The 26,774-nt window shown below is 47.9% G+C and carries 18 protein-coding genes; 6 read left to right on the top strand and 12 right to left on the bottom strand.

Going from position 1 to position 26,774, the window contains the following annotated elements; all coding sequences use genetic code 11:
• Positions 1 to 5: 5 nt before the first annotated feature.
• The 7 genes from AB6805_RS14660 to AB6805_RS14630 form a co-directional block, all read right to left on the bottom strand.
• Positions 6 to 1,130 (bottom strand): SusE domain-containing protein, encoded by a 1,125-nt coding sequence (locus AB6805_RS14660; protein ID WP_370910175.1) that lies wholly within the window; start codon positions 1,128 to 1,130, stop codon positions 6 to 8.
• Positions 1,131 to 1,157: 27 nt separating this feature from the next.
• On the bottom strand, positions 1,158 to 2,765 hold the full coding sequence (locus AB6805_RS14655) for a RagB/SusD family nutrient uptake outer membrane protein (protein WP_370910174.1): 1,608 nt from the start codon (positions 2,763 to 2,765) through the stop codon (positions 1,158 to 1,160).
• 19 nt (positions 2,766 to 2,784) lie between these two features.
• The gene (locus AB6805_RS14650; protein ID WP_370910173.1) at positions 2,785 to 6,291 is read right to left on the bottom strand and encodes a TonB-dependent receptor; all 3,507 of its coding nucleotides are present in this window, start codon (positions 6,289 to 6,291) and stop codon (positions 2,785 to 2,787) included.
• 50 nt (positions 6,292 to 6,341) lie between these two features.
• A complete protein-coding gene (locus AB6805_RS14645) occupies positions 6,342 to 7,355 on the bottom strand; it encodes a FecR family protein (protein WP_370910172.1) in 1,014 nt (337 codons plus the stop codon).
• Between the two features lie 253 nt (positions 7,356 to 7,608).
• Positions 7,609 to 8,256, bottom strand: coding sequence for an RNA polymerase sigma-70 factor (locus AB6805_RS14640; RefSeq protein ID WP_370910171.1), 648 nt, complete (start codon positions 8,254 to 8,256; stop codon positions 7,609 to 7,611).
• Between the two features lie 277 nt (positions 8,257 to 8,533).
• Positions 8,534 to 9,298, bottom strand: a complete 765-nt coding sequence (locus AB6805_RS14635) for a LuxR C-terminal-related transcriptional regulator (RefSeq protein ID WP_370910170.1) — start codon at positions 9,296 to 9,298, stop codon at positions 8,534 to 8,536.
• A 71-nt stretch (positions 9,299 to 9,369) separates the two neighbouring features.
• Complete coding sequence (locus AB6805_RS14630; RefSeq protein ID WP_370910169.1) at positions 9,370 to 9,672, bottom strand: hypothetical protein; 303 nt, start codon at positions 9,670 to 9,672, stop codon at positions 9,370 to 9,372.
• A gap of 94 nt (positions 9,673 to 9,766) precedes the next feature.
• Here AB6805_RS14630 and AB6805_RS14625 point away from each other — a divergent pair, with 94 nt between their 5' ends.
• Together AB6805_RS14625 and AB6805_RS14620 are read left to right on the top strand one after the other, a co-directional pair.
• Positions 9,767 to 10,912 carry a redoxin domain-containing protein gene (locus AB6805_RS14625; RefSeq protein ID WP_370910168.1) on the top strand — a complete coding sequence of 382 codons (1,146 nt, stop codon included), beginning with the start codon at positions 9,767 to 9,769 and terminating at the stop codon, positions 10,910 to 10,912.
• A gap of 58 nt (positions 10,913 to 10,970) precedes the next feature.
• Positions 10,971 to 11,717, top strand: a complete 747-nt coding sequence (locus AB6805_RS14620) for an XRE family transcriptional regulator (protein WP_370910167.1) — start codon at positions 10,971 to 10,973, stop codon at positions 11,715 to 11,717.
• A gap of 117 nt (positions 11,718 to 11,834) precedes the next feature.
• Here the strand turns inward: AB6805_RS14620 and AB6805_RS14615 are convergent, their stop codons facing one another.
• Positions 11,835 to 12,338, bottom strand: a complete 504-nt coding sequence (locus AB6805_RS14615) for a hypothetical protein (protein WP_370910166.1) — start codon at positions 12,336 to 12,338, stop codon at positions 11,835 to 11,837.
• A 484-nt stretch (positions 12,339 to 12,822) separates the two neighbouring features.
• Here AB6805_RS14615 and AB6805_RS14610 point away from each other — a divergent pair, with 484 nt between their 5' ends.
• The 4 genes from AB6805_RS14610 to AB6805_RS14595 are packed head-to-tail and all read left to right on the top strand — an operon-like array spanning position 12,823 to position 19,261.
• Positions 12,823 to 16,083 (top strand): SusC/RagA family TonB-linked outer membrane protein, encoded by a 3,261-nt coding sequence (locus AB6805_RS14610; protein ID WP_370910165.1) that lies wholly within the window; start codon positions 12,823 to 12,825, stop codon positions 16,081 to 16,083.
• A 17-nt stretch (positions 16,084 to 16,100) separates the two neighbouring features.
• A complete protein-coding gene (locus AB6805_RS14605; RefSeq protein WP_370910164.1) occupies positions 16,101 to 17,558 on the top strand; it encodes a RagB/SusD family nutrient uptake outer membrane protein in 1,458 nt (485 codons plus the stop codon).
• An 18-nt stretch (positions 17,559 to 17,576) separates the two neighbouring features.
• Complete coding sequence (locus AB6805_RS14600) at positions 17,577 to 18,266, top strand: hypothetical protein (protein ID WP_370910163.1); 690 nt, start codon at positions 17,577 to 17,579, stop codon at positions 18,264 to 18,266.
• Between the two features lie 23 nt (positions 18,267 to 18,289).
• Complete coding sequence (locus tag AB6805_RS14595) at positions 18,290 to 19,261, top strand: DUF5007 domain-containing protein (protein WP_370910162.1); 972 nt, start codon at positions 18,290 to 18,292, stop codon at positions 19,259 to 19,261.
• A 58-nt stretch (positions 19,262 to 19,319) separates the two neighbouring features.
• On the opposite strand, the gene AB6805_RS14590 is transcribed toward AB6805_RS14595, so the two are convergent.
• From AB6805_RS14590 to AB6805_RS14575, 4 genes are all read right to left on the bottom strand, one after another.
• The gene (locus tag AB6805_RS14590) at positions 19,320 to 19,817 is read right to left on the bottom strand and encodes a 2'-5' RNA ligase family protein (RefSeq protein WP_370910161.1); all 498 of its coding nucleotides are present in this window, start codon (positions 19,815 to 19,817) and stop codon (positions 19,320 to 19,322) included.
• 24 nt (positions 19,818 to 19,841) lie between these two features.
• Positions 19,842 to 22,097 (bottom strand): GH92 family glycosyl hydrolase, encoded by a 2,256-nt coding sequence (locus tag AB6805_RS14585; RefSeq protein WP_370910160.1) that lies wholly within the window; start codon positions 22,095 to 22,097, stop codon positions 19,842 to 19,844.
• Between the two features lie 115 nt (positions 22,098 to 22,212).
• Positions 22,213 to 23,739: a RagB/SusD family nutrient uptake outer membrane protein gene (locus tag AB6805_RS14580; RefSeq protein ID WP_370910159.1), complete on the bottom strand. Its 1,527-nt coding sequence runs from the start codon at positions 23,737 to 23,739 to the stop codon at positions 22,213 to 22,215.
• Positions 23,740 to 23,774: 35 nt separating this feature from the next.
• A complete protein-coding gene (locus AB6805_RS14575; RefSeq protein ID WP_370910158.1) occupies positions 23,775 to 26,765 on the bottom strand; it encodes a SusC/RagA family TonB-linked outer membrane protein in 2,991 nt (996 codons plus the stop codon).
• Positions 26,766 to 26,774 lie beyond the last annotated feature (9 nt).

Here is a 26,774-nt window from a genome sequence, read left to right as displayed (position 1 = left end):
GGTCATTATTTTACGATGATTTCGTGGGTGTAATTTTTATCCGTGGTGAAGTACAGGTTCACATCACAATTCTTATTGTCTGCTTCGGTAGCAAACTTGTAACAGTAGTTCCACTGGTCATTGTTGGTAATAGGACGCAGCTCCCAGAAACTCAACGGTGTAGCGGAAGTTGGACGGTTGTTATCTGCATTGGAACTGCCTATCCACTCTTCACCGGCATTGCCATCACTGTCTTTTACATTAATACGGAATTTATACCGCTCATCACGGCCCCATGATTCCTGTTTGAAAGTGATCAGCTGGCTCTGGATTTTCCAGGTACCGCCACCGGCATAATTGATCTCGAATAAAAATTTATTGAGCGGCGCAAACCAAAGACCAATAGTACCTATCTCCGTTACGGTTGCTGCGGCATTATTAAAATCCAGGCGGAGGCGATATACTTTAGTACCCGCGGTTTGTTCACTTTCACCACCTTCTTTTACAGCAGTACCGGTAATGGAATAAGTATCCGGTGTGCCGGTATTCCTGCTGGTGAAATGATATTTACCGTTTTTGAGAGATGTATAAATTTCATATACCCCCGGAGCAGTGGATTTCAGCTTCAGGGCCTTCGACAGGTCAGCGCCCGCTTCGGTAGCTTCACCGGTGAGGTACACATCTGTAGGGATTTCCGCAAAACCATTAGGTCTTTCTACTTCAATGGTTTTTGTTTCGGCGGCCTTCTGGATGTTATATCCTTTGGATGCCAGTACCGTCCATATCAGTTTTCCGGTAGCAAGGGAAGCAATGCCCGCTTTACCCGCTACGCTGTTCAGGTCTTTATGCGACAAAGTCAGTTTGTTCTGCACACCGCCGCCATCAGAAGAAAATTTTGCCACAGGCGCAGAGAAATCGCCGCCGGCTTTATCAAAGGCTACTTCATACTGCACCAGGGAGCCATCTTCGGCGCGGGCCTGGTCCCATTCAAAGCTCACGGTAGCGCTGGTAGTAGGCTGCAGCTTGATGTATTTATTGTCCAGCGGCGCAGTGAGCTTTGGCACCGGCTGCATATTGGTGTTGAGTGAATAATCGTCTTTCTTGCAACTAAAGAATAAAACACTCAGTATGATGATCAGATATTTTTGCATGTTATTACAGTTTTAGGTGGAAGGATATTACCAGTCTTGATTTTGTGAAAGATTTTTATTCTGATCGCGTTCTACGGTTGGCACCGGCCACAGGTAGTGTTTGGGATTTGTAAACAACCTGTTTTCCACGATGATGTAGCCGTTCGGATCTTTATTGAATGCACCGGAAGTTACTTTGATGCCTCTCACTGGTCTGTTCATCACTACCTCCGCAATTTTCCAGCGACGAACATCGTAAATACGCAGTCCTTCAAACGCCAGCTCAGCTCTTCTTTCCCGGCGGATCACCACACGCTGCTGATCCTGGTTAAGCGCTGTATTAAACTGCGTGGCGCCAGCATCGTTAAAGCCGGCACGCACACGGATAGGCTGAATCGTTTGATTCCATACGGCCGCATTCATCTGCCCCAACTCATTTTTTGCCTCTGCATACATCAGCAGTACATCGGCATAACGGATCATGATCAGGTTCAACCCGGAAGCATAATTGGTAGCAGCGCGATCATAATATTTGTAGAAATAGTAACCGGTGGGAGAAGCGCCCTGGTCGTCTACTGTATTGGTAGCAGGCACAGAACCCGGCTGCGTAAGAATGGTTTGCTCCGCTCCTGCGAAATCAATCACCTTAGAGCCATGATGCAGGATGGTAGCCTCAAAGCGCGGGTCCCTGTTGATATACGGCGTGTTCTCATTGTAACCGGAACCGGCTTCACCAATGGCTTTACCGTTAGCCATGATATAATCATTTACCAGGTCCTGGGTAGGCACCAGTACACTTCTCAGCGCGGCAATGGTTTGCGGCATGAAGGAACGTTGCTTGTCGTATGTTCTGCCACCGCCATATTGCAGGTCCAGGATCACTTCACTGTTATATTCATTGGCTACGGTAAACAGGCCGCTATAGCTGCCAAACAAGGCATATGCGCCATTGTCTGTTTTGCCGATCAACTTTTCGCAATCTGCTACCACAGCTGCCCATTCGCTGCGGAACAGGTGTACACGGGCGCTCATAGCGATGGCTGCTCCACGGGTAATGCGGCCACGGTCGTTCTGCACTTGTTGCGTGTTAGTAGGCAGGTCTTTCTGGATATCCGCCAGCTCTGCTAATATAAATTCCTGGACGGTGTTCTTATCCGTACGTGCAATGGTACGGGAAGCATCAATGGTGATAAGGTCCGTGTAGAAAGGCACATCACCATACCAGGCAGTGAGCTGAAAGTAAGCGTACGCCCGGATAAAGCGGGTTTCTGCCAGGATGCGGGCTTTCAGCGCAGGATCCATATTGGGTACGCGGTCTATATTGGTGGTAACGGTATTGCACCTGCGGATAGTGGTGTAGTAATACGACCAGGTATCCGATACACGCCCGTTGGCGCCATCATAACCGCCGTTGGAGATGGCATTTACATTCATCATGCCGCCGCCGCTGTTATACGCATTATCACTCAGCGCTTCATCTCCAAAGAAATAATCATCTTTTGAAAGATGTTCATAGCAGGCGGTTAATGCATCGAGGGCATCCTGTGAATCACGCCAGTAGGCAGTTTCAGTAAACTCCCGGGTGATCGGCTGATCCAGTTTACGGCAACTGAACAAAGTGCCGGCCATTAATATTGATAAAACTAATTTCTTCATACAATTGATTGTTTAGGCATCAAAACTTAACATCCAGACCAAAAGCAAAAGTGGCCGCATTCGGGTAATTACGCCCGGCAATAGGGTTGTAATTAGACATGGACAACTTATCATCAAACTGCGTAAACTCAGGGTCCACGCCTATTTCACGGAAGCGTTTAGGCATGATCGTTATCAGGTTCTGGCTGGTAAAGTATACACGTACACCCTGGATACGCGCCCTGTTCACTAAAGCTGCAGGCAGGTTGTAGCCCAGCTGGAAGTTTTTCAGACGCAGGTATTTGGTATCAAACAGCCAGTAATCGGAATAAGCGAAGTTGTTGGCATCAGCAGAACCGATAGTTAACCGTGGGTAAGATGCGCCCGGATTGGTAGGCGTCCAGCGGTCGAGGTGCTGCACCATGGCGTGGTCTTCATTGTTATGGAATGCCTCCACGATATCGCCTCTCAGGAACTGGGAACGCTTGCCCACGCCCTGCCAGAACATGGTCATATCGAAGTTCTTCCAGCTTACGCTGTAGTTAAAGCCAAAAGTGTAACGCGGGAAAGGATTACCAAAGATGTAGCGGTCGTTTTCATCGATCACCCCATCTTTATTACGGTCAATATATCTCACATCTCCCGGCATCACCTGCTGGTTGTAGGCAAACGGTACTTTAGGCGCATTCTTTATATCGTCCAGGTTCTGGTATAATCCGTCGGATTTATAACCATAGTAAGAAGCGATAGGAAATCCTTCTTTAATGATAAAGGTTACATCGGAACCACGCACTGATTCCTGGCCGAATTTAATCACCTTGTTCAGGTTATCGGCGAGGTTGAACCCAAAGTTGTGGTGGAATTTACCGGTGGTCATCCTGTAATTCACAGCCAGTTCCCAGCCTTTGTTATTTACCTTACCCACGTTTTCCAGCGGAGCGGCAGTACCTGCGGTTCCTGGTACCGTCTGGAAAAGATAGATCCCGTCTGTTGTCTTATTAAAATAATCGAAAGACGCTGTTAAAGCACCCTTCAGGAAATCTGCATCGATACCATAGTTGCTCATGGTAGAAATTTCCCACTGCAACAGGTCGTTGTAAGTAGAGAAAGTAGCGCCAATAGCAGGCGTGTTATTAAACGAATAACTACCGGTGGTATACGGAGAATTACGGTCATCTGTCAGTCTTACCCTGGCCAGGTAGTTGAATCCGCCGATGTTGGAGTTACCCACCTGTCCCCAGGAATAGCGCAGTTTAAAGTTGCCGATCTTATCCTTTACTTCTTCCATAAACGCTTCGTCTGTCAGTCTCCATCCCAGTGAAAATGCCGGGAAGAACTGCCAGCGGTGGCCTGGAGCCAGCTTGGAAGAACCGTCGTAACGCCAGGTTACTTCTGCCAGGTATTTATCGTTATAAACGTAGTTAAATCTTCCGAAAAGAGAATTCAGCGCATACAGGTTAGGATTGCTCATATCGTTATAGGTACCGATATCCCTGTAATCGAAGGTGCCATCCGGTTTAGGGATATAGCCACCACCGATAGCCCAGTCGTTGTCCAGGTTGGTAGTACCAAAACGGTCGGCACGGAAGCCGTAACCTTCATTCACCGCATCACTGCGCACGCCCACCTGTCCTTTTACATAATGCTTACCAAAGGTATTCTCATACTCTACGGTACCATATACGTTTGTTGTCAGATCCTTGTATTCGGAATTATGCATCTCATTATACAACGGCGGTGTGGCGGTAGTATAATAAGGTGCATACGTGAATTTATTAATACGGGTAACGGTATTATCAATATTATAATTACCGGAAGCATTCAGGTTGATCTTAAAATGATCTGCCGGTGTAATCACTACATCAATTCCTCCCATCAAATTATCTACGGTTCTCAACCTGTATCCGCTTTGTGCCAGTAAAGCCATTACGCTGTTGCTGGTCAGTGGTGGCACCACCCAGTTGCCCAGCGTATCTTTCACGGCAGTGGTACGTGGCACACGCATCGCATCGCGCATCAGGAAGCCGATATCAGATACCTGTGTGCGATAAGTGGAGCGGGTATAGGCTACGTTACCGCTTACTTTCACGTATTTGCTCACATCCACCGACATGTTGAGGCGGGCGTTGTAACGCTTGTAGTAAAAGTCCTGCGGCACATATTTATTCTGGAGCATATTGCCCTGGTCGAGGTAACCCAGCGATAACAGGTAGCTGCTGGTTTTACCGCCGCCGTTTAAACTTAAATTGTGACTTTGCTGCGGCGTGTATTTACGGATCATTTCGGTGAGCATGGCGGGTTCGGAGCCACGGTCGTGCCACGACTGTATATCACCTGGCGTATACTGCGGCGTTTTGCCGGAGTTCACGAGGGCTTCATTTTTCAGGGTCATGTACTGCCATGCTTCCATCTGCCGGGGCAGCGTGGTGGGCATTTGCCAGCCATACATACCGTTGTAGCTAACTGAAGGATGTTCATCTTTCTTACCTTTCTTCGTGGTAATATAGATCACTCCGTTGGCGGCCTGCGAACCGTAAATGGCAGCCGATGCTGCATCTTTCAATACAGAAATGGTTTCCACATCGTAGGGGTTGAGGTTCTGCAAACCATTGCCTCCTGCCTGCACACCATCGATGATGACCAGTGGAGCATTGCCGGTTAAGCTACCTACCCCGCGGATGTTCATGGTCATCGGGGCGCCGGGTTCCGCAGTGTTTTGCTGCATGATGAGGTTGGGCGCCTGTCCCTGCAAAGCCTGGAACATGTTCACGGCCGGCCTGCTGGTGATGTCTTTTGAATTAATGGTGCTGATGGCGGCGGTTACCTGTGTTTTCTTCTGCTGGCCATAAGCCGTTACCACGATTTCTCCCAGGTCTTTGGAATCTACATTCAGCATGGCAATGATGCTGTTCCTTCCGCTGATCGCTATTTCGGAAGTTACATATCCTACGGAAGAAAATATCAGGGTGCCGTTAGCGGCGCTGGCAGGGATCTTCAGCGTGTAGTTGCCTTCCGCATTGGTAACGGTACCCACACTCATTCCTTTTACGCGGACGTTGGCGCCGGGAATGTTTTCTCCTTTGTTATCCACTACGCGGCCGGTAATAGTAATATCCTGCTGCTGATCATTATCAGCAGTAAGATTATTATGCTTCAGGATAATTTTATTGGCGATGAATTCATAGTTGATTTCCAGCGGCAACAGGATCATCTGCAGTACATCATCCAGTTTGTTATCCTTTACGTTCAGGGATATTTTTTGTGCTGCTTTAATATCATCGTTGGAATACACAAAAACCAGGGAGGTTTGTGCTTCGATCTTTTCCAGTACCAGTGCGAGGCTGGCATTGTCGACCTGCAGGCTGATCAGTTGATTCATGGCGGGAGGTCTTTCCCGTTCCTTTACCGGCTGATGTTGCACCTGCCGGCGTAACCCTGCCGCATAGGCTACCTGCGCATGCAGATCCAGCACGCTCAGCAGCGATAAGCAGATTATCAGCGACAGGAAAGGCGGACGAAAAGAAGGCTTGTATAATACCTTTCTCATAACGTAGTGGTGATTAAAAATGAATAAATATTGGTGTTGGCTTGATGTGATTATTCTCCTATAACTAATGTTGAATCGGTGATGCGGTAGTGGAATGCTTTCGATTTACTGAGGTAGTACATAATATCTTCCAGGGAGTTATTATGGAAAGCCCCGGTTAACCGGTACTGTTTTGGTGCGTTGGCTTCAAACTCTACCCGCTTGTTGAAATTGCGTTGCAGGCTGGCGCCGATTTCTTCCAGGGTGGCATTTCTGAAAATAAGCCGTCCTTCTGTCCAGGCTTTATCTTCCGACCCGATGGTATTGCCTTTGATGAGGGTGCCGCTGCTGGCGGTATAGGTTACCTTTACATCAGGTGTTACCAGGATGGTATCACTAATCTTTTTGGTTCCTTCATAGCGTGGAATGAAGGCTACTTTTCCTGTTACCACGGCGGTTTGCACCGGTTCATTTTCATAGGCCCGGATATTAAAAGAGGTGCCCAGTACTTTAATAGTCCCTTTTTTCAGGTGTACAATAAAAGGACGTTTGGCGTTGGTGGCTACATCAAAAAAGGCTTCTCCTTCCAGGAAGATCTCGCGGTTGTCGCCACGGAATTTTTCCGGGTAAGTGATCATGCTTTCTGCATTCAGCCAGATCTTACTGCCGTCGGCCAGTTCAATAAACGACCGGGTAGCCTTGCCGTTACTGCGTTTCACCCATTGTTCTCGTCCGGCATCCGGTATCTTACGTGTAGCGTTAAAAAACCAGAGGACGCCGACCGGTAACAATATGGTGGCAGCAACAGCAGCTACCCATTTCCATCTCCCGGATCTCTTAGGCTCCATCGGATGGATGTTAGTCGTTTGTTGTTTTATTTTAGACATCGTTCGCTGCAGGGCCTGTTCCGTATTTTCGGCCGACAGGTGACGCGGATCTTCAAAATAGTGGTGGAGGTGATGATATTTCTCTTTCAATACCGGGTGCTGTTCCAGCAGGGCATCCAGCTCCGCCAGTTCCGCGGGCGTTGCAGCTCCCGCCAGTTTACGGGTAACCAGTAAGACGAAATGTTCTTCGTTTATCATAAAATGGAATCGTGTTCAGGTATAAGGACAGGTGGCGGAGGGAAAACTACTTACAAGCGCGGAAAAAATATTTTCCGCGGAGGTTGTCTTACTCAGGATTACACTGATTATACTGATTTTCTGGATTTTGTTCTTTTGGATTTTTTTGATTTTAACAGCATTTGTTGGTGAGATATAAGCGAAGCTATCCGCTTATAATCTCCCCTAATCATTAATAAAATCCAAAGAAACAAAATCCAGAAAATCAGTATAATCAGTGTAATCCTGCTCCAAGACAATTTCCCTCGCCGAAGGCGAGCAGTGCAGACACGGCCAGCAGCACGATCAGCGGCGGCAACATTTCCTTCGTTTTGCCGATGGCGCCCAGCCCTTCGTTCAGGCGGCGCATGGCGCGGGAAAGCTGCGTTTCCACCGTGCGGGGAGAGATGTTGAGGATTTCGGCGACCTCCTTGTATTTGAAGCCGTCTTCTTTGATCAGCTGGAAAATGCGGCGGCATTGGGCCGGCAGCGAGGACACGATCTGGTCCATTTTAAAACGCATTTCCTTCCATTCCAGGTCGCGTTCCAGGTCGATGCTGTTGCGCAGATCGGCCGTATCTGAACCGGAAAGCGGTACAATGCGCAGGTGGGAATATTGCTCCAGGTAATTGAGCGAATGATTTTTTACGGCCACAAAAAGATATACCTCCAGGTTAGATACCTGTTCTATTTCCTTACGGCGGTTCCAGAGCTTAACAAAAACGTCGGACACTATTTCCTCTGCCGCTTCCTTTACATGCACATACCGGATACAGAAATGCAATAAACGGTCGTACAGATGACGGAACAAACGGGCAAATGCCTGTTCATCATCATAACGCGCTATCTGCACCTGCCATTCACTAATCTCAGCCATCTTCATGTGTATGCTAAAACGTTTTTGCTTAGTGGACAAAAAAAACGAGAATCAGCGGTTCTCTTTGTTGTTCTGGTTGTTATCGTGAAACTTTTGGTTGACATAACAATGTTATAAAAAAAGATCAATATAAACAATTATCCATTTTAAATGATAATATATTTACATGTATCTATCAATCACGTTGCCCTGTCTCTCCGGATCTTATCTCCATCCTTCCTTAATCAAAAAATAAAAATCATTATAATCAGCGTAATCAGGCAGAAAGACAAAATCCGCTGCATTAAACCCACCCCTCCTTCACCGCCTTTACCACCAGTTCAGCAGCCGATTTGATCCCCGTTTTCTTCAGCATGTTTTTACGGTGCTTGTCCACCGTAAGTTTACTGATATTTAAATGAATAGCAATTTCCCGGCTGGGCATACTGGCCAGCACCAAACGAAGGATCTCTTTTTCCCTTTTGGTCAATACTTCCCGGCTGGGTGTGAGCGTTTTCCGGATTTCCACATTGGTAAAAGATGGTTCCCCCTCCAGCCCTATAAAAGATAATACCGGGTGACCAGTGGGTTTCAGATGGGTGATATCTGTATGCACGCATAAGCTGCGTAATACCGCGCCGGTTTCATCGTGTTGTATGCAGGTGGACTGCTGCAGCAACCGCACATATTCGCCGTTGGCTTTCCGCACACGCAGATCGTAACGGACTTTATACTTCAATACTTTTTCGGGTGGCAGCCGGGAAAAGAAATCCACCGCCGCCTGCTCAAACTCCAGGAAACTGGCCACATCCTCCGGGTGGATACGTGACATCATCTCCGTAATCGTACATTCATCCGCGTTATAACCCAGCACATCGTATACACCCGGATGCATGAAGTCGAGTTCTCCCTTTACCGCATTAAATATAAAGTAGTAGCACGCTCCCACCTGGAAAAAACTAAGCACTTTCTTATGGACTTCCATCTCCAGCGCCAGATCCGGCGGATCATTACGCTCAGCCAGTATATTCCAGACCTTCCTGGTTTCTTCATATATGCGAATCGTCATGGTACAGGGGAGATATTACAATGAAAACCGTAAACAAACCTGCTAAAAAGAGCTATCGATGGCAACGCCAACTAGCTCAGCAGATTAAAAGATACAAAAACAATTGTGATACTTATGCATATTAATGCCACCAGGAAGGTATAATCAGCTACCTGTTCCAACCGCTCACTGGTCCGCCCTTCGTTGCTTTTCAACGATAAAAAAGACAACAGGCAACTCGCCATCAGCAGGATGGCCGCTATCCCGGTGCAGTCATCTATAATGGTGGCATGATTGAAATGAGCCACTTTAATGGAAGTTAATACGATCAGGCAAAAGCCCAGCAGGTTCGTAGAGGTATTCAGTATGTGCGGCGACTTACTTTGATTTGCCATAACGCTGTATTGTATGTTATTCAGGATTAACAAAAGTCCTGTATTGCAAATGAATAAATTTTGTTGATAGTTTAGACTCCTGATAGCATATCTTATGAAAAAAATAACACTTATAGCACTGTGTTTGCCCGCACTCATAAATGCCCAACCCGCAAAATATATCCTGAACGGCAAACTTACCAAACAGAACGGCCCCGTAAAAGTGTACCTGAACAAAGTGGTGAATGATGTGCTGGTAGTCGACTCGGCAGTGGTACAAAATGGTGAATTCCGTTTTGAAGGTACGGTGGAAGGCCCCGTTCGGGCCATGCTCATCCTCGATACCAAAGGAGGCGGCATCGATTTTATGCAGCTCCCGCCAGACGCGGACACCAGGATTTTTTTCCTGGAAAAGGGAACCACCAAAGTGTTGATCAGGGAACATGTGAGCAAAGCGCGCATTTCTTCCCCCATCAACGAGGAAGCAGCCAACTTTAATAAATCCATGAAATCTGTCCTGAAATCCATCCGGCAGCTTTCAAAAGAATATAACAGGGCGCCGGCCAGTAAAAAAGACGACAAAGGATTCCAGCAGCAAATGGCCCTGCAGTACCGCGTGTCCTACGAAGCACAAAAACTGCTTCAACATAAATACATTGCTGAAAATCCCAACTCCTTTTATAGCCTCATGGCACTGGAAGAACTGGCCGGCCTGGATGTAAACCCCGACCTGATAGAACCTATCTTCCTTAAACTCTCCGAAGAAATACGCAATACCACCGAAGGAAAAGCCTTTGCAGCAGAAATTGCCCGGGCCAGGAGCCTCACAGTAGGATCAGATGCACCCGACTTTGAAGTACCCGACATGAACGGGAAAATGGTAAGGCTCTCCGACTTCAAAGGCAAAACCGTATTCCTGGATTTCTGGGCCTCCTGGTGCGAACCCTGCAGACGCGAACACCGCAAGATCCAGGAAGTTTACAAACAGTTCAAGGATAAAAACTTTACTATTATCAGCGTGGCACTCGATCCGCCGGCCGACCGGAAATATTTGCTCGAAGCCATTAAAGAAGACAGCATGGTGTGGACCAACCTCGCCGATCCTAAAATAGATAAAAACCATGCTGCCAGGGTGTATGGCGTGAAAGCCATCCCGCAGAACTTCCTCATAGATTCTACCGGCATGATCTTCAATAAAGACCTCACCGGGGAAGCACTCTACCAGCAATTAAACAGTTTGCTGAACAAACAGAATGAGTAAAAAGCCCTACATTTGTCCTTGTCAATTATAAATATAAGTTATCGTAAATATATAATACATGGACAAACAGCCCCTTTTCTGGGCCGCTAATCTCAAATTATTACGGACACGAAAGAAGATTTCCCAACAGCACCTATCTGATTTACTTGGACTGAACCGGAACAAAATCACCGCACAGGAAAGCGGGAAAACACGCAATCCCCGGATGGACGACCTGGCGCTGATCTCCGGCTATTTTAAAATAGACCTGGACCTCATGGTGAAAACCGACCTGTCGCAGCTCCCGGAAGAACAACTCCTGGAATTGGAAGCCGGGAAAAAGGTGGACCTAACAGGCAGGCATATACGTATCCTGCCGATTACGGTCGACAACAGCAATGAGGAAAACATGGAGTTTGTTCCTGCACGCGCCAGGGCAGGCTACCGCAGTGGCTTCAGCGACCCGGCGTTTATTTCGGCACTGCCCAAATTTACCCTGCCCGGTTTGCCCAGGGGTAAAACCATCCGCATGTTTCCCATCAGCGGCGACTCGATGGAACCCATTCCTGATGGCAGCCACGTTATTGCCCAATACCTGCAGGACTGGTCCCATTTAAAAGATAATACCGCCTGCATCCTCGTACTGAAAGGTGGCGAAGAAGAAATTGTATTTAAAGTGGTAGGCAATCACATTAAGCAAAACGGTACGTTATCACTGCATTCACTGAACCCGCAGTATGAAACCGTAACCGTAGCCCTTGAAGAAGTGCTGGAAATATGGACTTTCATCGGTTATGTGAGCAAACAATTCCCGGAACTGAATTAAACCAACCCGGCGATAAGATTTTCATGCAACCCGTTTATTTAAATATAAACAGGCGCACAAAAAAACGATGCCGGCCTGCATCGTTTTTTTTGTGCGCCTGGCTTTCTGAGGAACCGTTTACTTGTAATTCTCCCGGAACGCCTGTAATGCCTGTTCTATCCTGACTTTCAGCTTTTCGCCGGGGGGGCCGTCGCCGGGTTTGGCGATGTGAAATAGCGCCAGTGTATTGTTTTCCTTCAGCTCCCGGCTGCCCTTGTCGCTCTCCGCTATGTGTACCACGGGGCCGTCAAATTCCAGCCCGATATAATAATCATAAAACACGCCTTTAATGGAACTCACCGGCGCACTAAGGCGGTAAAGGCTATAACTGGTTTCCACCGGGTAGCGGAAAGTCACCGACAGGATACCATCTTCGCTTACGCGGAAAGAAGATTCAATTTTCGCACCCGCCTCCGTGAGATAAGATAACTCCGGCGGATATACGGCAGCGGCGTCGTTGAGGATTTTGGTAAATACAGCAGCTGCCTTGGCCCTGCTTCCCGGGTTGACTGCCTCCTGCGCGAAGCTGTGGACACTGAAAATGGTCAGCAGGATGCCGACAAAAAAGTAGCGTTGTTTCATAGGTATAATTTCGGGTTAGATAGTTTATTACAACCGTAAATATAATATTTTTAAACCATATATCTATACCCGGAAACGGGAAGAAGAAATTCACTGTTTTGTTTACCTGCAGGGAGATACAGACTGCGGCCAGACCTGCTTCTTTTTAAGATTGTTTACAATCTTTTAAATTTCATTAACAAGTTATTTTTCCTGTTCATACTAATTTCATCCTCACATTCTGAGACCTGTGATTTAATCAGAAAATCGATTTAGCAAGATAAGGATTTATCAGACCAAAATTCAAATTAGTAACAGAAAAAGCATTTATCAGACCAGAATTTTGCCATCGGAAGCAACGATGGTATTTGTCAAATCAAAATTAGTCAACAACAGAGAATACGTTTTACATCATTTATTCCGGGTTTAATACGTCAACCAATATCATAATAACAACTGGGTAATCAGCATTCCAGTATCATTCATCAGTTTCAAATCAATTTACATGACTGTTAATTTTACACAAAACAGCCGTAACGGCGCTGTTATGTTATTAACGTTCTGCCTCACCTTCCTATGCCTGAGAGGTACCGCACAGGTAAAATCTGCCTCCACACAGATCACCGTATCAGGCACAGTAAAGGATGGTTCAGACGGCAACCCGTTGCCGGGCGTATCTGTAAGCATTTCAGACAGCAAAGCAGGCGCTATCACCAACACGGATGGTGGCTACACACTCAAAATGAATCCTGGCAGTACGCTTACCTTCAGCATGATGGGCTATCTTCCTTACTCGGTAATGGTAAAGGAAGCTAACGCGCATCTGAACGTAGCTTTACCGGTAGACAAAAAAATGTTGAAAGACGTGGTAGTTATCGGTTACCAGGAAACCTCCCGTAAAACAGTTACTGCGGCCGTTACTTCCATTAATCCAAAAACATTACTGGATGTGCCTACACCTACTTTCGACGCATTGCTGCAGGGACGTGCGCCCGGCCTGGATGTGCAGAACTATTCCGGTGAACCCGGCGTAAGAAGCAACGTGGTAATGCGTGGTAACACCGCCGTAAGCCGCAACATCAACAGCGACTTTACCAGCAATTCCGGGAAAGCCAGTTTGGCCCGCGCATTGAGCGGCCCCCTTTACGTTATCGACGGTGTACCGCAAACCACGGAAGACATTGCCGCCATTAATTACGGCTCCGGTACCAACACCGACGTAATGGCCGGTATTTCCATCAACGATATTCAAAGCATCGATATCCTGAAAGATGCCTCTGCTGCCGCGATCTACGGATCAAGAGGCGCAGGCGGTGTCATCATCATCAAAACAAAAAGAGGGATCTCCGGTAAACCAAAAATTGATTTCGCTACCTATCATGGTTTCACGGAAATGCCGCAACTGGATAAAGTACTGATAGGCGCGGAAGAACGCCGGGCAAAAATGGACCTGATCAACCATTACGGCGACTGGGGCACCCTGAGAAATATCCCACAGGTGCTGACCGACAGCCTGAATCCGGCCTTCAATAACGCCAACGACTACCAGGGCGGTATGTATCAAACCGGCCGGGTCGACAACTACGACCTTTCCATTTCAGGTGGTAATAACCTGATCAATTACCGCTACGGCCTCAACTACTACAGCGAAGATGGTATCATCCGGAAATCAGGCTTAAAGCGTTACAGCTTCAGCAGCAGCACCGGCTTGAACCTCTCTCCCAATGTGCAGATCAACACACAGATCCGCTACTCAAAAATAGACCGCCCAAGATCGATTAATGATCTCTCCGGCGGCTATGGTCCTTTCAACGGCGGGTACTATGCCTCCAGCGCATTGCCTACTTCCCTGCTGTATATGAGCAATGCCAACAAAGACTTCATTTTCGGCAATACCACCAGCAATACAGATCAGAACAGCAATGATAACCTGTCTATCAGCCCGATCATCGAATGGAAGATCTCTAGTAAATTTAACTTCACCACGGTGATCTCCTTTACGCAAACCAACAGCCGGATGGACTCTTATACCCCCGGTGCTGTAAGGAGAGACGGAACCGGTAAGGCGACCAGCTTTGTAGATAAATCGAACAACTACTTAATGAGCAATACGCTCCAGTACACCACCACGCTGAATACCAATCACTCGTTCAACTTCCTGGCGGGTCAGAATACAGAGTACTGGGAGTACCGGGCTACGCAGTCCAGCGCTATCGGCATACCGAATGACCAGATCCGTACCGTTACCGTGCTCAATAAAAACCTGGCCGATACCCGCTCCGACCTGTTACAGAGCGGTATCCAGTCGCTTTTCTTCAGAGCCAACTACGGCTATAAAGAACGTTACCTGTTATCCGCTGTAATCACCGCAGATGCCTCCTCCCGTTTTGGTAAAAATAACCGCTGGGGTTATTTCCCTTCCGTATCCGGTGGCTGGGTAATCAGCGACGAACCGGCTCTCAAATCTGCCAGCAGCTGGCTTAGCCTGTTGAAATTACGCGCCAGTTACGGCGTTGCCGGCCGCCAACCGGATGGTGGCGACAACTACCTCTCTTATAATACTTACCGGATCGGCGCAGGTGATTTCCCCGGCAGTACCAATCCTGCTACAGGAAACAACTATGGCTTTGCCTATAACGGTATTCCGGCCGTGTCGCTCGATTTCGACAAAGGTCTTACCAATAATAACCTGAGCTGGGAAAAGAGTACACAAAGCAACCTCGGTTTGGATGTAACCTTATATAACGGCAGGTTTAATGTTGTTGCAGATGCTTACATTAAAAATACCAACGGTGGTATCTTTAACCTGAATGTACCTGTAACCACCGGTTACTCCATCCTCACCGCCAATGCCATCGGCATACGCAACACCGGTGTGGAAGTGCAGTTCATTGCCAACATCCTGAAGCCATCTTCAAAATTCCAGTGGCAGGCGTTGTTAAACCTTGCACATAACGACAACCTGATCACCTCCCTGCCAAACGGCGGCCGTGATATTTATCTCGATAAATACCTGCTCCGCCAGGGACAACCACTGAACTCTTATAACGTATTTAACAAAACAGGCATCTACTTTACCGATGCAGATGTACCGGTAAATAAAGCCAGCGGATTACCGCTCAGTTTCTACGGCTATCCATTCAGAGGTGGTGACCCGATCTGGCAGGACTCCAACGGCGACGGTATCCTCGACAACACCGACTACATCCCGGCTGGTAACCCCAACCCTAAAGTAACCGGCGGTTTTGGTAATACCTTCAGCTACAAGAATTTCACGCTGTATGTGTTCTGTACTTTCACGGCAGGCCGTAAAGTGTTCAACGACTACCTCGCCGGAAAGCTCTCCCAGCTGGTACCTACGGATGATGGCGATCCCGATCCCTATCACTCCCTGTCTACCCATTCCATGCCCGACCTGAGCAACATCAACTACTGGAGAAATCCGGGCGATAAGGCAGACTATCCAAGTCTCAGTTCCGTAAACGGTACCCACTACAAATACGCTATGGTAAGTTCTGCCTGGATTGAAAGCGGCGCCTACTTCCGTGTGAAAAACGTATCCCTCTCCTACTCTTTCAAGCAGGAAGTACTGGATAAAATTCACTTCAGACGTTTAAGGATCTATGCGCTGGCCGACAACCTTTATATCTTCAAACAATCTAAAAATATCCCTGACCCTGAGCAGGTGGATGCCTTTGGAGTATATAGCGGCAGTGGTTATCCCATTCCCAGAAAGTTCACCCTGGGACTGGATCTTAGCCTTTAACCATAAAAAAGAAAATCATGAAAAAACAACGCTTATATATCGCTTATGCAGCTGCTGTTATTTCTGCAGCTTCCCTGGTGTCGTCCTGCTCCAAAATACTGGACCTGGAACCGCATAACTCCACTTTTACCAGCGCTTATTTTTCTACGGAAACAGATGCCAAAACATCGCTCGCCGGGGCTTATGCCATCCTGCGTAATATCCTGATCCGTGATAATTCCTGGCATAAATACGGGGACATTGTATCCGGCGAACTGAGTATCGACGGCGGCCGGGATAATGGCAACTACAATATTTCCAATGGTCAGTTTGTTGGCCTGAACGTGGGTGGCAACAACTGGAACTGGCAGCAATACTACCAGTTGCTCCAACAGGTAAACCTGATCATCAATAAAGTACCGGGTATCGACGACAGCAAATTCACGGATATCAATAACAAACGGCACGTGATCGGCGAAGCCTACTTCCTTCGCGCCTTTACCTACTTCTATATGAGCAGGATCTGGGGAGATGTGCCGTTGAAACTGGAACCGGACCTGGATGTGTCTACTGCAAAGAATATCCCGAGAAGCCCGGCCGACAGCGTTTGGAAGCAATGCCTGGCCGACCTGGAAGTGGCTAAACAAAACCTGGATTTTGGTTATGAAGATGAATCTGAACGGGCGGTAAGAGCCAATAAAGGCGCTGCATTTGCCCTGCAGGCACATATCCTGGCATGGAAAGGCGATTACGCCGGCTGTGAAGCAGCGGCAAATGAAGTAATCACCAACGGTGGTTATGCGCTGATCGATTCTGCCAATTACATGAAAGTATTTATTGGCAAAACGCAGGAAGGTATTTTTGAGATCAATATCAACGACGGACAGTCAGAAGGAATTTCCCTGGCCACCAATGGCGGTGCAGGCGTTACGCTGATGATGCCGTTTATCGATGGAAAAGGATATATCGAATGGCCGGTGAATGAAAACTACCTGTCGATTTATGATGCCGATAAAGATATCCGTTTCAAAGACTTCTTCTATGGACTTGGCGGTAACCAGGGACAGATCATCAAGTTTTCCAACATTGCCTATGCGGATGGTTCTACCAAAAGAGATCCCCGCATGACCAACAACCTCACCATTTTCAGGTTGGCGGATATCCTGCTGCTGAGGGCTGAGGCGCTGAACAAACTGGGTAAGGATGGCGATGCACTGCCCCTGCTTAACAGGGTACGCGAACGTGCAGGACTGGATGATTATGCCGGTGCTGGTGAGGACCTCGCCAATACCATCCTCGAAGAACGCCTCCGGGAGCTGTTCTACGAAGGCCATGCTTATTACGACCTGGTGCGCAATAAAAGACTGACTGACTACAATGAACATTTCCCCGGCGAGCAGTTTGAAAACGGCGGCTGGTTATGGCCAATCGATCCAACAATGTTCAAAGACGATTTCACCCTTACACAAACTCCTTACTGGAGAGGTAAACTCTAACCCATTAAAATCAGCTGTATGAAACATAAAATATATCTCTCTTTCATCGCTTTGATGGCCGTGGTTTTATTTTCCTGTAAGAAGGATTACACGATCGGCGGCAGTTTGCATGATCCGCATGTAAACATGACTACTTATGATTACCTGAAAACAAATCCGCTTTTTGATACCGTTGTGTTGATGATCGATAAAACAGGTTTGAAGGAAGAAGTAAATGCTACCGGAACCTTCTTTGCCATCACTGACTATGATATCACCAACTACCTGGATTTACGGCAGGAAATGGAACGCACGCAGAGAACAGATCCTAACTATATCTTTACTTTCGACTCCCTGGATTTTGGAGCCATGAGAGATTCTTTACGGGCTTATCTTTTCAAAGACCTGATTCCTTTAGACAAAGCTACCAAAACAGGAAAGCTGTACAGGGCAAACGACGGGGAACTGCGCCTGGTACAGGGCATTCCCAGCGGAGATTATACCGACGGAAGCGTATTCACACAATACCCGGTATACCTTTACCTGACCAAGCTGATTGCAAAACCCGGTCATCCTGTTCCTGTAACGGATGCCGACCTGGCTAATACCATACCAGAGCAATACCTGCAAGCACGCTGTCAGACTACCGGTATACTTACTACCAACGGAATACTGCATGTGTTGAATAACAAACACACATTTACCTATTTCGCGGATACGTTTAACTGAGTTTTCACCCTTACGCAATGATCATGAAAAGAAATATAAAAATATTCGGCGCCCTGGTGATGGCTGTTTCGGCAGCTATGTACGGTTGCTCCAAAGTGGAAAACGGTTTTCTCAGCAACCAGATACGCTACATCGATAATCCGATTAAAATAAAACGGGGCCAGGTGCAATCCACCAACCCCGTGAGCAACGATGGTTCCAGCGCACCGGTAGTGTACAAGCTCCTGGATATCCGCGATGCGGTGAAACACACCCATGCCGACTCCGTATTCACTAATTATGAGCGCTATGAGTGGATCGGGAAATTTGATCCGGAAAAAGATACCACGGTAGAATTGCTGAATAAAAAGAGACAAAAAGTAAATACCCCCTGCTTTGAATTCAACGAGCATACCGGCGCCTTTACTTTTTACGGCACTTCCATCAAAGTACCGCTGGGTACCTACGAATTTGATATAGAGGCTTCCAATCAGAACGGCAGCAAACAGTATAAAAACATTGCCACCTTCACCCTGATAGACGAGCCGCCTTATCACGTGGGCGACGGCGGCGCCGCCTGGTTTAAAGACGGCACCACTACCAGTGGCGACCTCGGCGTGCCCACCGTTACCATCCGGAAGATCTCCGATGAAGGCACCAATATTATCCTGAAGATCGCTGACCAGAACGGTCGCTACTTTAACCCGGCCAAGGGAGAGATCATCCGCAGGGGCGACCGCAGTGATTTCCAGACCTATGCACAGTTTCATCCGCTGGAGAAAACAGATACCAGCATGGTCTGCAACTTTGAAACTACGCCGTTTCCCTTATTACAAAGTGTGTACGGATACCTGATCTATTACCGTATCCCCAGCCAGTTTGTAACCGTGGATCCAGGGTATGCACCTACCAACGAAAAAATCTATAACGTGAACCCCCGGTTCCAGTTCCAGATTTTCCAGGAGGGCACCTACGAGGTAGTTGTTAAGATCAAACATGTGAATAGAATTATTTAACAACGATAAGACGATGAATGAAGTAAGAAAGCCTTTCCGGTAAAACGGGAAGGCTTTTTTATGTAAGGAAAGGATACTCCCCTGCCAGTTTCCAGGGGCCTTTTAAATACCGCCACAACGCTATGCCCGTAGCGGTTACTTCAAAGGGCCGGAAGTTGGTCAGCAATTGCTCATGCGCCTGCTGCGCTTTAAAAGCCGTTACCTGGTTCATGATGGTGATATGCGGGTGCAACGGCTGCCGGTCGCGCGGAATCAGCCAGGGTTCCCATTGCATTTGCAAGGCTTCATGCAATGCCTGCAATTCGGTGGACATGAGCGTATAGGCTATACCGTTGGTATACCGTTTCACTTCACTTACCTGCAATGCAAAAGAGGGCCGCGCAACCATCGCCGCCAGGGAGGTAATGATTTGTGGTTCATCCGCCGGCAGGCGGTAAAATAAAGTAAGATGTGCGTGTACCTCGTTGGCATGAGCAGGATAATACTGCCGGCGCATCTGGTTAAAGAATGCGGCGGCGTTCCGTTCAAGTTGCAAAGTAACGATGTAAGATGCCATGTTAGCTGCGAAGATAACGCCTAATTACTGTACGCCCCAGCTCTTGTTAGGCTTCGGGCCCATGAACAGCTCCAGCGTTCCGCCATCAGTTAACTGCTGATGCGTAAACGTAGGTTTGTTCAAAGGTTTGCCGTTGAACTTTGCCTGTTGAATATATTTATTTACCACAGAGCTGTTGTGCGCCACTACGATAAACTGTTTCTTGTTGGGCAATGCGATACTTACATTTTCAAACACCGGGCTGCCAATCGTATATTCCGGAATACCGGGTGTTACCGGGTAAAAGCCCATGGAAGAAAATACGACGAAGGCCGACATTCCGCCGCCGTCTTCATCACCGGGGATACCAAAGATGTTATCCTTAAACCAGGTGTCCAGCAGGAAGCGGATACGCTGCTGCGTTTTCCACGGGGCGCCGGTGTAGTTGTACAAGTATGGAATATGAAAGCTTGGTTCATTACCCATGGAGTATTGTCCAACGAGACCGGTGGCATCGGGGAACTTGCTCCAGAAAGCGTAACGCGACATATCCAGCGGTTCACGGAACAGCTGATCCAGTCTTTTTTCAAACGCATCTTTACCGCCCATCAGGCTGATGAGGCCGGGGATATCCTGTTGTACCTGCCAGAGGTAAGTCCAGCCGTTATTTTCATCATAGAAATCACGGCCACCAATACCGCCGTCATACTTTACGTTGATATCGATCCATTCCCCGTTACCGTCTTTCGGCAGAAAAAATTGTTTATCGGCGTTCCATAGATTTTTATAATTCTTCGCTCTTGGTGCAAACAAGCGCTGGTCATCTTTCTTATTCAGATCACCCGCCAGCTCAGACAATGCCCAGTCGTCGTAGCTGCCGCCCAGGGTAACGGCTACTGCCTGTCTTTTTTCAAAAGGATGCACCGCTGGTTCGGTTTCTTTTTCGCCGATGCGCAATGCAGGGAAATAACCTTTGTTGTGATATACGTCGTCGAGCGCTGTTTTAGGCCCATTGCGCCACGGAAGCATAGTAGCCTCCGTCGCATTTTTCCGCATACCTTCATAGGCTTTTTCAATATTGAAGTTTTTCAGCCCTTTCCGGTGTGCGTCCAGCATTACTACGGAAGAATGGAACCCGTTCATGCAGGCATGATCGCCAAACAACACGGGAAAGGTAGGCAGCCAGCCGCTTTGCTCGTACATGTGCACAAACGATTCCAGCATGTCTTCTTCCTTTGCAGGGTCCAGGATCATTCTCAGTGGATGCAGTGCCAGGTAGGTGTCCCAGGTCCAGTCATCTACATAAAAAGGACGGTTGTCTTTATGGATCTGTTTATCATAACCACTGTAATACTGCCCGTCTTCTGTAATATTCACTGCCCTTTCATAGCAACGGTATAAAGCTGTATAAAAAGAACGTTGTTGCGCCAGCGTACCGCCTTTTACCTTCACCTGGTTCATGACATCTGCCCAGGCTTTTTTTCCGCTGGCGGCTACGGCGTCAAAATCTTTCTTACTGATTTCTTCTTCATAACTTTTCTTTGCCTGCTCCGCGCTGATGTAACTGATAGCATACTTGAAGGTAACTTCTTTGGTAGCGGCAGGGAAACTGATAAACGCTTTGATTCCTTTACCAGCAATATTTTTATTGTTGCTCAACTGTCCCTGCTCCACTACGCCGGGTGTACCGGCTTCGCTAAAAACGCCGTACAGGTATACTTTTACATAGCCGTTATAAGTTTCCATGCCGGTCATTACCTTATTGGCCAGGAAGGTGTAAGCAGCTTCACCATCGTTATAGGTACCAAACAACAGCGATTTTTCTTCACCGGCAGGAAAACGGAAACGGTAGTAGCCAGCTTTTTTACCGGCGGTAAATTCCACGTTTACTTCTTCATCCAGCAGCCAGGTAGAATAATACCAGGGCCGGTTGGTTTCCAGGTTATGGTCGTAAGCCATCCGGGTTTGCCAGTCATTCTCCGACAGCTTGCCGGTGGTGGGCTTCAGGGAAAACACCTGCCCGAGCCGGTGTGATACCACGTTCAATGGAAAGTCGGAGATCTGGTCGTCCATAAAGTCTTTCCGCTGCGGCGTAAACCGGATCAGCTGGTTCGGCAACTGCACGGTGGGCCGGGTGGGCTCCAGCAGCTGACCTACGTTTCCTATGGTTGGGTCAATCAGATCGATGGATGGCTTTACCCCGGGGATAGTATCATACACCGCGGCATGCGCGCGGCCGGATAAGCATACAAAAGGTGTCAGCAACAGAAGGCTGTACAGCTTCCAGTTCGTTTTTTTCATTCACTAAAATTTATGCGCTGGGAGAATTCCTCATTGGCTACAGAACGAATTAACAAAATAGTTTAATCATGCACAAGGCATGATTAAACTATTTATGGGCCAAATCAAAAAGTATTTAGTATGTCGGGTTTTGTGACCATCCCGGGCTCAGGTTCAGATCCCGGAATGGGATCGGAGCAATATATTTAGGACCCGGGTTGGCAACCGCAGCAGGATTCAACGGAAGATCCTTGAACTCATTCGGATCGCGGCGTGCAATTACCTTTGGCAGCAACTGCAAGCGAACGATATCGAACCAGCGTTGTCCGAATTCCCCGGCAAATTCATATTTGCGTTCATTCACTACCGAGTCACGGAAAGCCACCGCCGTTAAGCCTTTTACAATGTTGGGCAAACCGGCGCGGCGTCTCACCCTGTTCAGCGCTTCGTAGGCATCATCAGAAACGGTGTTGGCAGCCATGGCAGAAGCTTCTGCGTAGGTGAGCAACGTTTCTGCAAAGCGAACGATATCAGTGGTTTTATTGGTACTGGCGTTAAAGCTCACCACCTGTGTAGGCGTTTCAACGATACCATCACCAGCGCCATAACGGAATTTGTTATAGTAAGGATGGTGAGTAGCCGTTCTTGGATCATCCCATTTCACTACGCCGATTTTATTGCTTTTGATTTGTGTATGGAAGGTTTGATCGGTACGTTTACAAACCGGTGCATCCTTAAAGTAGTTGATTTCCGGAAAGAAGTCATCCCATCCGCCTTCATCATCAGGAATACAGGTAGCGCCAAAGGAACGGTTAGGCAACTGGCCGCCTACATTATATTGCAGTCCGAATACAGATTCAATATTATTATTGGTTTTGAATACATCGAGGTAGTCGGGCATCAGGTCGTATTTTCCGGCGTCCATTACGGCCTTTGCTTCCGTGGCGGCCAAAGCGTAATTGGAATTCTGGTTCACAGGCCAGCCTGCCATGGTGAGGTATACGTTTGCCAGCACGGCTCTTGCAGACAATGCGCCGGGTCTGCCTACGTCTGCGCCGGTCCATTTATCGGGCAGCATGTCAGCCGCCTTTTTCAGATCGGCGATGATCAGTTCGTATACTTTTGCAGGTTCTTCCCTTGCTGGTGTTACGGTAATATCTGCCGGACCGGTAACAACAGGCAATGCACCAAATGTTCTTACAAGGTAGAAATAACACAGTCCCCGGAGGAAATATGCCTGTCCGCCGGCATACGTGCGTTGCTGAATCGCCTCATTGGTGGTGGCAGCTACTTTTTCAAAATTGGCGATCACGTTGTTTGCCTGGTAAATGGTATTCCACGGTCCTTCCCACTCCGCTCTCATACTGGCGTTGGTGGTGGTACCCTGGAGCCGGTCAAATTCCCGCGAGTCTGCTTTGTTGGAAGCAGGGTGCGTGGTTAAATCGTCGGAGCCGAAGTAACTGGTCATTTTACTGGTGAAGCCCCATGCACCATCTACGGCAAGCGCCCTGAAAGCAGAAGTTACGGCGCCGTCCAGTTCATTTTGTGTATTGAAGTAATTGCCGGGAGTGAGTGTTGCTCTTGGATCTTCCGTCAGCTTCACGCAGGATGATGCACCGATCATTGCTGCCATCGCTAAAGGGAGGAAATATTTTTTGTTCATAATAGTAATTTTTTAGAAAAACAGAATCCATTCAATTATAAACCAAGTCGTAAACCAATCGTATAGGTTTTGGGGTTAGGTATCGTACCTGTTTCCAAACCTTGTGTAATGGCATTGGTGGCGTTGGTTACTTCCGGATCGTAGCCAGGGTAATTGGTGATGGTCCAGATATTCTGGGCGCTGATATAAACGTCCAGGCTGCGTGCATGTATCCTGCTCAGCAGTGATGCAGGAATGGTATAAGTGAGGGAAATATTTTTCAGTTTGATATAGCTGGCATCGTATACATAACGGCTGCTTTTAATTTCGTTCTGGTTACCATAGACCGGAACGTCTGTCTGTTTTTCAGGCGTCCACATATCAAGGAGTTGCGCATTGGTGGCATCGCGTGCATCTCCCAGCCCGCCCATTGTATAGGCCTGGGTGAACGAATACATCTGGTTGCCATGCGTGCCCTGGAACATAACGTTCAGGCTCCAGTTTTTGTAAGAGAAATCATTGATGAAACCGAAGTAATATTTAGGCATACCATTACCAATCGTGGTAAGATCGCCGCCGGAAAGTTTATGATCGCCATCGAGGTCAGCATATTTTGTATCCCCCGGTTTCTTGCCGTATGTAGCGGCTTCTGTTTTTTCTTCATTTTTCCAGGTGCCCAGGTATTTATAACCATAGAAGGTACCCAGCGGTTCCCCTACTTTGATGATGGATACACCTTGTTGTGCAGAGCCGATACCATTTACAATGATATTGTCCTGACCTCCCAGATCCAATACTTCGTTCCTGTTGAAGGAGATATTGAAGTTGCTGGTCCACTTGAAATCTTTTCCAACAACCGGCATACCGCCTACGCTGAATTCCAGGCCTGTATTCCTTACGCTGCCGATATTACGCTGGAAGCTTCCGCCGCCATAATAAAAAGGGTTATCGGTGGCATACAGCAGGTCAGATACTTTTTTATTATAGGCATCTGCGGTGAAGGTTAAGCGGCCACGCCAGAATTCCATATCCAATCCTACATCATAGGTAGTGTTCTTTTCCCATTGAAGCGTAGTGGCTACCGGTGTTCCCAGTGGGGTATTTACGCTTGAAGTAGTGCCATCGAAGTAGTAAGGCAGGGCCGTACCGATCTGGGCAATGGTAGAATAGGCAGGTACTGCCTGGTTACCCGTTTGCCCGTAGCTGGCGCGGAGCTTTAATCCGGTTATCACTTTGGAGTTTGCCATAAATCCTTCTTTGTCTACTGCCCATCCCAATGCAACTGCGGGGAATGTGGAGTACTTCTCTACCAGGTGGGAAGATCCATCTGTACGAACAGAAACGGTTAAGAGGTATTTATCTTTAAAGGCATAGTTTACCCTTCCCATATAAGAGATGAGCGCATCTGCCCAGTAGCCGCTGCTGGTCGACTGGGTTTTACCTAATCCCAGGTTCCAGTAGCCGAGGCTGTAGGTAGATAATTTATTGGCCTGTGCAATGGTGTTGGTATTGGTTTTGGAAGCCTGTTCCACGAGCGCGGTAACGGTGAGGGAATGATTCCCGAAGCGGTTGTTATAGGTCAGGAAGTTGGAGTTCTGCCAGCTCCGGTAGCGACTATTCTCCATTTTCGCATAGTCGTTACCGTTAAACGCTTCGTTTGTTCCCGGAGGAAAAACGGATTGCGTCTGCTGGTTCTGCAGCTCATAGCTGTTATTGGAAGTAAAGGTAAGGTGATCGATAATACGATAGGTAAAAACGCCGGTGGCAGTCAGGTTGGACGTTTTTCCATCTACCGAACGACTCATGATATTTTGTACCGGGTTTTTAGCGAGGGATGCGAAATTAGACTGGCTGATATAATCACCTGCCGCATTTCTTACCGGGCTGGTGGGATCCCACATACTGGACTGCGAGAACGGATCAACGATATCGCCGGAGAAATCCGTATTGTGTGATTCCGGCAACAGGCCTGTAATATTTACTTTCAGGTCCATTTTGCTGTTCAGCTTCACATCCACATTCGCGCGCAGCGTATTTCTTTTATAGCCGGAGTTGATCAGCAAACCTGGCTGATCCAGGTGGTTATAAGAGAAATAATACTTTACATTTTCCGAACCTCCGGACACGCCTACCTGGTAGTTTTGTGTCAATGGCTTGCGGGTCAGCTCATCCTGCCAGTCGGTACCGCCGGGATTTTTCTGCAGCTCTGCGAGCTGTGCATCTGTAAACGGATGGCCTGTTCCGGCAACATCGCCTTTTTTATTTACCTGCTGCGCAAATTCGTAGGCGTTCATCAGGTTTAGTTTTTTTGGCAAAGAAGCTTTGCTTATCCAGGCGCTTGCATCCACGCGGGGTTTCCCTGATTTACCGGTTTTGGTGGTTACCATTACCACGCCGTTAGATCCACGGGAACCGTAGATAGCAGTAGCAGAAGCATCTTTCAGGATTTCCATGCTTTCAATATCGCCGGGGGCGATGGACTCCAGGTTGCCGCCAATGTAACCATCAATGACGTATAACGGGTCGTTACTGCCGGTGATGGAACTGGCGCCGCGGATCCTAACACTGATGCCTTTACCTGGCTGACCACTGTTGCTTTGCACCGTTACGCCGGAAGTAGTTCCCTGTAAAGCCTGTTCTACCCTTACCAAAGGACGCTTGGCAATTTCCACGGCTTTCACCGAACTGGTGGCGCCGGTTACATCGCTTTTCTTCTGTGTGCCATACCCGACTACTACGATATCATTGAGGGATCTGGCATCCGTTTTTAAGGTGACGGACAGGTCGCCGCCGGTTACCGTCACCTCCTGTGAAAGGTAGCCGATATAGGAAATCACCAGTACCGGGGAAGCGGTTTCGCCGGTAGCAATCTGGAATTCGCCCTGTGCATTGGTGGGACTTGAAATGTTGGTACCTTTTACTCTAACGGTTGCTCCGGGTAGTGGTTGGCCGGTTTCATCCAGCACTTTACCCTTTGTCAACTGCTTTTGTGCATAGGCCTGCAGCAGGCCCGATGCGAGGAGCATCAGCAATAGTAATCTTTTCATAACGCGAAC

It is taken from the genome of Chitinophaga sp. RCC_12 (assembly GCF_041360695.1).
Taxonomy (GTDB): domain Bacteria; phylum Bacteroidota; class Bacteroidia; order Chitinophagales; family Chitinophagaceae; genus Chitinophaga.
This window is presented reverse-complemented; position numbering and strand designations above follow the sequence as displayed.